The organism is Streptomyces sp. WAC06614, assembly GCF_003949795.1.
Lineage (GTDB): Bacteria > Actinomycetota > Actinomycetes > Streptomycetales > Streptomycetaceae > Streptomyces.
The window spans coordinates 1-9004 of the sequence record NZ_RPRY01000278.1; the positions used below are offsets into that span (position 1 = coordinate 1).

Consider the following 9004-nt stretch of genomic DNA (forward strand, 5'->3'; position numbering starts at 1 on the left):
GGCGGGTGCGGTGGCGGGTGCGGTGGCGGGTGTGGTGGCGGCGTTCATCGGGCCGTCCCGGCGGAGCCGGCGGTGAGCCGGGCGTGCAGGGCGGCGAACCGTCCGTGCGGAGCCCGGGCGGCCACCGCCCGCGCGTCGTCGGCCGTGTCCACGTCCCGCAGGACCGGCAGCCGCCCGGTGCGCAGCCCGGCCGCGCGCAGCCGTTCGCCCTGGACGGCGCCGGTCCTGGCCACGGACATGGGGACGCCGCGCACCAGGTCCGGATCGGGCTCGGCGAGCCCGAGGGCCCAGAACCCGCCGTCCTCGGCGAGGCCGAGCCAGGCGTCGTAGTGGCCGAAGTCCAGGGCGGAGGCCAGCAGTTGGGGGGTCACCTGGGGGGTGTCCATGCCGATCAGCAGGGTCGGCCCGGTGCAGTCCGCCAGGGCCGCGGCCAGCCGCTCGTCGAGGCCGCCGCCGCGCTGCGGGACGACCTCGACGCCGGGCGGGAGCCAGGGCCCGGGCTCGCCGGCCAGCGCCAGCACCCGGCGCTCGGCCGGGGCCGCCGCCACGGCCCGGAAGGTGTCGACGAGGCAGGCCTCGGCCAGGGCCGCGGCCTCCGCGGGGGTGAACGGCGGGGTGAGCCGGGTCTTGACCCGCCCGGGAACGGGCTCCTTGGCGATCACGAGCAACGTACTCACCGGCCACCCCCGCCCACTGCCCCCGTGGCCCCGGCGGCACCCGCGGCCCCGGCGGCACCCGTGGCGCCCACGGCACGCGCGCGCCCGGCGCCACCCGCCGGCCCGGGGCCGGCCGTGGTGCGGGCCGGTTCGGCGAGGACCGCGCGCATGTCGTGGACCGCCTGCCAGGTGCCCCGCCAGGTGCCGGTCACCTTGGACCGGCCGCTGCGCGGAAGGTACGGCACGTCCACCTCGCGGATCCGCCAGCCCGCGTCGGCGGCCCGGACGACCATCTGCAGCGGGTAGCCGCTGCGCCGGTCGCGGAGGTCCAGTCCGAGCAGGGCCGTACGGCGGGCGGCCCGTAGCGGGCCGAGGTCGTGCAGCCGCAGCCCGGTGCGGCGGCGCAGCAGGTGCGACAGCGCCAGGTTGCCGGCCCGGGCGTGGGCCGGCCAGACGCCCCGCCCCTGCGGCCGGCGCCGGCCGAGGACGAGGTCGGCCCCGCCCTCGGCGACGGTCCGCACGAACCCGGTCAGCAGACCCGGGTCGAGGGAGGCGTCGCAGTCGCAGAAGCAGACGAACTCGGCCTCGGCGGCGAGCAGCCCGGCATGGCAGGCGGCGCCGAAGCCGCGCCGCGGCTCGGTGACGACGGTCGCGCCGAGGCTGCGGGCGAGGTCCGCCGAGCCGTCGGTGGAGCCGTTGTCCACGACCAGGGCCCGCCAGCCGGCGGGGATGCGGGCGAGGACCCAGGGCAGGGCCTCGGCCTCGTTCAGACAGGGAAGGACGACGTCAACGGAGTCTTGGGTCACACCCCTCACCGTAGGAATCCGCGGCGGACATGGGGGACATCGACTCCTTACGAAACGCGGACGGCGTCCCGCCGGGCCGGGCCCGGTGCCCCGGCGCGGCACCGGCGGTGGGAGGCTTGCCCCATGAGCACGCCAGCCTCACCCCCCGCCCGGATCCTCGTCGTGGACGACGACCCCACCGTCGCCGAGGTCGTCACCGGGTACCTCCTGCGCGCCGGCCACACCGTGGACCAGGCCGCGGACGGCCCCACCGCCCTGGACCGGGCCGCGCGCGGCGCCCCCGACCTGGTCGTCCTCGACCTGATGCTGCCCGGTATCGACGGGCTGGAGGTGTGCCGCCGGCTCCGGGCCGCCCGACCGGTGCCGGTGATCATGCTGACCGCGCGCGGGGACGAGGAGGACCGGATCGCGGGCCTGGAACTGGGCGCCGACGACTACGTCACCAAGCCGTTCAGCCCGCGCGAACTGGTCCTGCGCGTCGAGTCCGTGCTGCGCCGCAGCCGGGCGGCGGCCGGCGCGGGCACCCCGGCCCGCGGGGGCACCGGCGTGCTGCGCGCGGCCGGGATCACCGTGGACCCGGACACCCGGCGGGCCACCAAGGACGGCGTCGAACTCTCGCTGACGCTGCGGGAGTTCGATCTGCTGGCGCACTTCATGGCGCACCCGGGGCGGGCGCACGACCGGGAGGAGCTGATGCGGGACGTGTGGGGCTGGGACTTCGGCGACCTGTCCACCGTCACCGTCCATGTGCGCCGGCTGCGGTCCAAGATCGAGGACGACCCGGCCACGCCCCGCCTGATCCAGACGGTCTGGGGCGTCGGTTACCGCTTCGAGCCGTCCGGCGACCCGTACGCCGCCCCGGAGGGAACCCCGTGATGAACGACGTCCTGCTGATCGCCCTGTTCGCGCTGGGTGGCGCGGTCTGTGCCGGGGCGGTCGGCGCGCTGGCCCTGCGCCTGCTGCGGCGGAGGTCCGTGACCGTGTCGCTGTCGGTCGTGGCGGCCGTGGCGGTGACCGCCATGCTCGCGGGCACGCTCGCCGTGGCCCAGGCGATGTTCCTGTCGCCGCACGACCTGACGGTGGTCACGCTCGTCGTGGCGATGTCCGCCGTCGTCTCACTGCCCACCGCGCTGCTGATGGGCCGCTGGGTGGTGGCTCGTAGCCGCGATCTCGCCCTGGCCGCGCGGGACTTCGGTGACGGCGGCAGCTTCGCGGCGCCGCCCGCCCCGGCCACCGCCGAACTTGCGGTCCTCGCCGAGGAGCTGGCGGCCACCAGTGCCAAGCTGGCCGCCTCCCGGGAGCGGGAACGGGCGCTGGAGTCCTCCCGCCGGGAGCTGGTCGCCTGGATCTCCCACGACCTGCGCACCCCGCTCGCCGGGCTGCGGGCCATGGCCGAGGCGCTGGAGGACGGCCTGGCCGCCGACCCCGCCCGCTACCACCGGCAGATCCTCACCGAGGTGGAGCGGCTCGACGCCATGGTCGGCGACCTCTTCGAGCTCTCCCGAATCCACGCCGGCGCCCTGTCGCTGACGCCCAGCCGGCTGTCCCTGCGGGATCTGACGGCCGACGCCCTCCTGGGCGCCGACCCGCTGGCCCGCGAGCACGGCGTGCGGCTGGTCGGCGAGGACATCGCGCACCTGCCGGTCGAGGTCGACGGCAAGGAGATGACCCGGGTGCTGGCGAACCTGCTGGTCAACGCGATCCGCCACACCCCGGCCGACGGCACCGTCGCCGTGGCGGTGGCCCGCCAGGAGGACAGCGCGGTGCTGTCGGTCACCGACGGCTGCGGCGGCATCCCGGAGGAGGACCTGGGCCGGGTCTTCGACACCGGCTGGCGCGGCAACGCCGCCCGCACCCCGACGGCGGGCGGCGCCGGGCTCGGCCTGGCGATCGTCCGCGGCATCGTGGAGGCCCACGCCGGCCGCGCGGAGGTCCACAACGTCCCCGGCGGCTGCCGCTTCGAGGTCACCCTGCCCCTGGGCGGCGCGGCCTGACGGCTACGCCGCCCCGGCCGACGCGCGCAGCCCTGCGCGGGCGAACTCCGCCATGCCCTCGGTGAAGGTGATCTCCGGCTGCCAGCCGAGCTCGGTGCGCAGCCGGGCGGAGTCGGCGGTGATGTGCCGTACGTCGCCCAGCCGGAACTCGCCCGTCACCACGGGCTCGGGCCCTCCGTGGGCCCGGGCCAGGACGGTGGCCATCTCGCCGACCGTGTGCGGGTCGCCGCTGCCCGCGTTGTACGCGGTGTGCCACCCGCCCCCGTCGGCCGACGCCGGCCGGTCCGGGGACGCCGGGGCTCCCGGCGTCGCCAGGGACTCCAGCGCTACCACGTTCGCCCGCGCGACGTCCCGTACGTGGACGAAGTCGCGCCGCTGGCGGCCGTCCTCGAAGACCCGCGGCGCCTCCCCGCGGGCCAGGGCGGAGCGGAAGAACGAGGCCACGCCCGCGTACGGGGTGTCCCGCGGCATGCCCGGCCCGTAGACGTTGTGGTAGCGCAGCGACACGGCCGTGCCGCCCGTGGCGCGGGCCCAGGACGCGGCCAGGTGTTCCTGGGCCAGCTTGGTGGTCGCGTAGACGTTGCGGGGGTCGGCCGGGGCGTCCTCGGCCACCAGCCCGGGCACCAGCTCGGCCCCGCACCACGGGCAGCGCGGCTCGAACCGGCCGGCCTCCAGGTCCGCCACGGCGCGCGGCCCGGGCCGGACCACGCCGTGGGCGGCGCACGCGTAGCGCCCCTCGCCGTACACGACCATCGATCCGGCCTGCACCAGCCGCCGCACCCCCGCCGCGGCCATCGCCGCGAGCAGCACGGCCGTGCCGAGGTCGTTGCAGGCGACGTAGTCGGGGGCGTCGGCGAAGTCCTTGCCGAGCCCGACCATCGCCGCCTGGTGGCACACCGCGTCGACCCCGCGCAGGCTGCGCCGCACGGTCTCGGGGTCCCGTACGTCGCCGTGGACGAACTCGGCCTCCGGGCGCGGGGGTTGCTGCGGATGGGCCGCCGGCAGCAGGGCGTCGAGCACCACCGGCTCGTGCCCCGCCGCCGCCAGCGCGGTCACCACGTGCGCCCCGACGAACCCGGCGCCTCCTGTCACAAGTACGCGCATGCTCATGCCCCGCACGCTACGGAGCAAAGGCCCGGCGCGGGGACTCCCGCACCGGGCCGTAAGACTTCCGTCACCCTCCCCGCAGGTTCCGCGTGGGTGCTACGCCTTGGCGAGCTCGGCGGCGCCGAAGGAGACGTTGAAGCGGTTGCACCAGATGGTGACGCTGGTGAAGTCGGACAGGTTCAGGCCGGCCGGGATCTCGTAGTTCTGGTCGCCCTTGTTGCCCTTGAGCTTGCCGAGGCTGACGTGCTTGCCGTCGTCGAAGACCTTCCAGCCGTCCGTGCCGGGCTTGACCGGGGCGTCGGTCAGCCAGACGCGCAGGTCCGGGCCGTTGCTGGTGTCCAGTCCCTCCAGCCGGAGGGTGTGGGAGCCGTCGGGCAGCCGGACGATCTTCACGGTGCCCGTGGTGTCGTGCTCGTGGCTGATGAAGGAGCCCTGTGCGACGGTCCGGGGCTGCTGCGCCCCCTGCGGGGGCGACCCGGCCGACGCGGAACCACCCGGTGCGGCGGCGCCGGTGGCGGCCGGCAGGGCCTCGTGCACGGTCTCGTTCGTCCACAGCTTCCACGGCTCGAACAGGAACAGCCCCGCGGCCACCACGACCAGCGCCGCGCACACCACTCCCACCACGACCGACCGACGCCGCCCGTTCTCCCGCTGCGTGCCCACAGCCCACCACTCCCGATCGCCTCGTGCCACGACGGCCGTTCACCGTCGCGGACCAGTCAACGGCACGGGCGCGGCCGAAACCATTACGCAGGGATTACGCGGTGCGGCCCGTGGCTGGCCGGAGAAGGACGGTATCCGACTGGTGTTCGCCTGGTGTACCCGGCGGCGTCACGCCAGGCTCCCTCTCCGGTACCCCGGGCCCGCTTGCCTGGGGGCCGCTCAGCCACCCTCGATCACAGAGGCCGATACCTCCCATGGCAGAACTCAACCGCCGTCGCTTTCTGCAGCTCACCGGTGGGGCCGCCGCGCTGACCCTGCTCAACGAGAGCATCGCGCGCGCCGCCTCCATCCCCGCCCAGGGGACCACCGGCACCATCGCCGACGTCGAGCACATCGTCGTCCTCATGCAGGAGAACCGGTCCTTCGACCACTACTTCGGCGCCCTGCGCGGCGTCCGTGGTTTCGGTGACCCCCGCCCGGTGACCCTGCCCAGCGGGAAGTCGGTCTGGCACCAGACCGACAACGCGGGCAAGGAGACGCTGCCGTTCCGGCCGCCGTCGGACGACCTCGGCATGGAGTACCTCCAGGGCCTCAACCACGACTGGGCGGGCGGCCAGAGCGCGTTCAACAAGGGCACGTACGACAACTGGGTGCCGGCCAAGTCCCCGGCCACCATGGCGTACCTGACCCGCGACGACATCCCGTTCCACTACGCGCTCGCCGACGCGTTCACCGTCTGCGACGCCTACCACTGCTCGTTCATCGGCTCCACCGACCCCAACCGCTACTACCTGTGGTCGGGCCACACCGGCAACGACGGCACCGGCGGCGGCCCGGTCCTCGACAACGCCGAGGCGGGCTACGGCTGGACCACGTACCCGGAGCGCCTGGAGGCGGCCGGCATCTCGTGGAAGGTGTACCAGGACATCGGTGACGGCCTGGACGCGGCCGGTTCCTGGGGCTGGATCAACGACGCCTTCCGCGGCAACTACGGCGACAACTCCCTGCTGTACTTCCACACCTACCGCAACGCCCAGCCGGGCACCCCGCTGTACGACAAGGCGCGTACCGGCACCGACGCCAAGGCGGGCGAGGGCTACTTCGACCGGCTCCGCGCCGACGTGCAGGCCGGCAAGCTGCCGCAGGTCTCGTGGATCGCCGCGCCCGAGGCGTTCAGCGAGCACTCCAACTGGCCCGCCAACTTCGGCGCCTGGTACATCGCGCAGGTGCTGGACGCCCTCACCTCCGACCCGGACGTGTGGGCCCGTACCGCGCTGTTCATCACGTACGACGAGAACGACGGCTTCTTCGACCACGTCGTGCCGCCGTACGCCCCCGCCAACGCCGACCAGGGCCTGTCCACGGCGCCCACCGCGCTGGACGTCTTCCCCGGCAAGGCCGGCCACGTCGCCGGCCCGTACGGCCTGGGCCCGCGCGTGCCGATGTTGGTCGTCTCCCCCTGGAGCACCGGCGGCTACTCCTGCTCCGAGACCTTCGACCACACCTCGGTCATCCGCTTCATGGAGAAGCGTTTCGGTGTGCGGGAGCCCCACATCTCGCCGTGGCGCCGCGCCGTCTGCGGGGATCTGACCTCGGCGTTCGACTTCACGCGCAAGGACACCGGCGCGGTCGGGCTGCCCGACACCGGCGGTTTCGAGCCGCGGGACCGCGAGCGCCACCCGGACTTCCGGGCCGTCCCGCCGGCCGTGGGCTCCATGCCGCGCCAGGAGCGGGGCATGCGTCCGACCCGTCCGCTGAAGTACGCCCCGTACGTGGACGGCGCGGCGCTCACCGCCGAGGGCAAGTTCAAGCTGACGTTCAGCGGCGGCACGCACCTGGGCGCCCAGTTCTACGTCACCTCGGGCAACCGTACGGACGCCCCGTGGACGTACACCACCGAGGCGGGCAAGTCGATCTCGGACACCTGGAACACCCGCTACTCGGCCGGGGTCACCGACCTGACCGTGCACGGCCCGAACGGCTTCCTGCGCGGCTTCCGCAACCCGGGCACCACCGCCGGCCCCGAGGTCACGGCCCGCCACAACGCCACCACCGGCAATCTGGACCTCACCGTCACCAACGCGGGCAGCACGACGGCCACGCTGACGGTCACCAACGCGTACGGCGGCGGCCCGAAGCGCCTGACCGTCGGCAAGGGCGAGACCGTCACCCACAGCGTCCCGCTGAAGAACACCAAGCGCTGGTACGACGTCACGGTCACGGCCTCGGGGACCCCCGACTTCCTGCGCCGCTTCGCGGGCAAGGTCGAGACGGGCGCCGCGGGCCTCTCGGACCCGGCGATCCTGACGGAGCAGGGTTCCTGACGCACGGGCACCGGCCACGACGGCCGCGGACGGGCCGCCGGCCGGGGTATCGGACCCCGGCCGGCGGCCCGTGCGCATCCCTGAGGCGATCCTGCGGGCTTCCTTAAGGGACCCTGAGGAACCTCTTGCGGCGGGTCCTTTTCGCTGATCACCGGCCTAGGCTGCGGGCAGATCCCGCTCTTCCCCCCTTGTGAGGTGTTACCGGCATGAGCCGAAGCCGAACTCCCGAAGCCCCGTCCCGCACCGAGGCGCGCCGCCGGAAGACGGTGCGCACCCGCATCGTGCTGTCCGTCACCGCGGCGGCCGCGGCGGTGGCGGTCGGGGTCGCGGTGGCCGACTCCGACGGTGATGCCTCCCGGAAGGACCAGCGCGCCGACGGCCGCGCCGGTACCGGGTCCACGACCGCGAGCAGCGGTGACGCCCGTGGAACGGGCGGTGCCCCCGGCGCCGACGCCTCCGCCTCGCCCTCGGCATCCGCCTCTGCCTCCGCCTCCGCCTCGGCGAGCCCGAGCCCGTCCGGGAGCCCCGGCGCCGGGTCCTCGGCCTCGGCCGCGCCGGCGAAGCCGTCCGAGGAGGAGGGCGACGACACCCCGGTCAAGGCGGCCCCGGCCGGCAAGCCCGCCGGCAAGCCGGCCACCACCGGCGGCGGCTCGGGCGGTTCCGGTGGCACGGGAGGATCCGGTGGCTCCGGCTCCGGCTCCGGCTCGGGCACCGTGAACGCCGATGCGGAGTCCGCGGTGCTCGCCCTGGTGAACAAGGAGCGGGCGGCGGCCGGCTGCGGCCCACTGACCGTGAACGCCAAGCTGGCCGCCGCCGCACGGGCGTACAGCGACACCATGGCCCGCAGCGGCGTCATGTCCCACACCGGCCCGGACGGGTCCACCATGACCAGCCGGGTGGAGGCCGCCGGGTACGCGTGGTCCCGCCTCGGCGAGAACATCGCCCGCGGCCAGTCCGACGCCGACGCGGTCATGAACGCGTGGATGAACAGCTCGGGTCACCGGGCCAACATCCTCAACTGCGCCTTCAAGGAGATCGGCATAGGCGTCCACAAGGGCGACGGCGGACCGTGGTGGACCCAGGACTTCGGCGCCTCCCGCTGACCGGCCCCGCGCGACCACCGGTCCCGCGCACCCCCTGAAACCATCTGAAACCCCCCACAGGCCACGCCCTCCGACCCCTCCCCGGGCCGGAGGGCGTGGTGGCGCGAGGGGGTCGTTCCGCTTGTGGGGGGAGGCGGTGACGGGCCGCCCGGCGGGTCGGTCACCATAGGGCCGTGCCCCGAATTCCGCGTTACCTGCTCATATGGCTGTCGTGCACGGCCGCCAGCGTGGCGGCCGTCCTCGGCACGGTCCGGTTCGTGGTCGGTACGACCCGGCACAGCCCCCCGGTCGCGCGCTCCGCGCCGACGGTCATCGAGACGCCGCCGGCCTGGCTGGCGGCGTCTCGATGAC

Annotated in this window: 8 protein-coding genes; 4 read left to right on the plus strand and 4 right to left on the minus strand. The window is 74.8% G+C overall.

Annotation, left to right across the window (positions count from 1 at the left end; genetic code table 11):
• Nucleotides 1–44: 44 nt before the first annotated feature.
• Together EF918_RS27620 and EF918_RS27625 are read right to left on the minus strand one after the other, a co-directional pair.
• Complete coding sequence (locus EF918_RS27620) at nucleotides 45–677, minus strand: DUF2064 domain-containing protein (protein ID WP_125651645.1); 633 nt, start codon at nucleotides 675–677, stop codon at nucleotides 45–47.
• Complete coding sequence (locus EF918_RS27625; RefSeq protein WP_125651646.1) at nucleotides 674–1471, minus strand: glycosyltransferase family 2 protein; 798 nt, start codon at nucleotides 1469–1471, stop codon at nucleotides 674–676. Before EF918_RS27625 ends, EF918_RS27620 begins: the two co-directional genes overlap by 4 nt.
• 114 nt (nucleotides 1472–1585) lie before the next feature.
• Here EF918_RS27625 and EF918_RS27630 point away from each other — a divergent pair, with 114 nt between their 5' ends.
• Together EF918_RS27630 and EF918_RS27635 are read left to right on the plus strand one after the other, a co-directional pair.
• Nucleotides 1586–2338, plus strand: coding sequence for a response regulator transcription factor (locus EF918_RS27630; RefSeq protein ID WP_125651647.1), 753 nt, complete (start codon nucleotides 1586–1588; stop codon nucleotides 2336–2338).
• Complete coding sequence (locus EF918_RS27635) at nucleotides 2338–3456, plus strand: sensor histidine kinase KdpD (protein ID WP_125651648.1); 1119 nt, start codon at nucleotides 2338–2340, stop codon at nucleotides 3454–3456. The genes EF918_RS27630 and EF918_RS27635 overlap by 1 nt, the downstream gene beginning before the upstream one ends.
• Before the next feature lie 3 nt (nucleotides 3457–3459).
• On the opposite strand, the gene EF918_RS27640 is transcribed toward EF918_RS27635, so the two are convergent.
• Both EF918_RS27640 and EF918_RS27645 read right to left on the minus strand, forming a co-directional pair.
• Nucleotides 3460–4560, minus strand: coding sequence for an NAD(P)-dependent oxidoreductase (locus tag EF918_RS27640; RefSeq protein WP_125651652.1), 1101 nt, complete (start codon nucleotides 4558–4560; stop codon nucleotides 3460–3462).
• Between the two features lie 99 nt (nucleotides 4561–4659).
• Complete coding sequence (locus EF918_RS27645; RefSeq protein ID WP_125651649.1) at nucleotides 4660–5226, minus strand: DM13 domain-containing protein; 567 nt, start codon at nucleotides 5224–5226, stop codon at nucleotides 4660–4662.
• A gap of 254 nt (nucleotides 5227–5480) precedes the next feature.
• On the opposite strand from EF918_RS27645, the gene EF918_RS27650 reads away from it, so the two are divergent.
• Both EF918_RS27650 and EF918_RS27655 read left to right on the plus strand, forming a co-directional pair.
• Entirely contained in the window at nucleotides 5481–7550 is a 2070-nt protein-coding gene (locus tag EF918_RS27650) for a phosphocholine-specific phospholipase C (RefSeq protein WP_125651650.1), read from the plus strand.
• A 206-nt stretch (nucleotides 7551–7756) separates the two neighbouring features.
• Nucleotides 7757–8653, plus strand: coding sequence for a CAP domain-containing protein (locus EF918_RS27655; protein ID WP_125651651.1), 897 nt, complete (start codon nucleotides 7757–7759; stop codon nucleotides 8651–8653).
• Nucleotides 8654–9004: the final 351 nt, after the last annotated feature.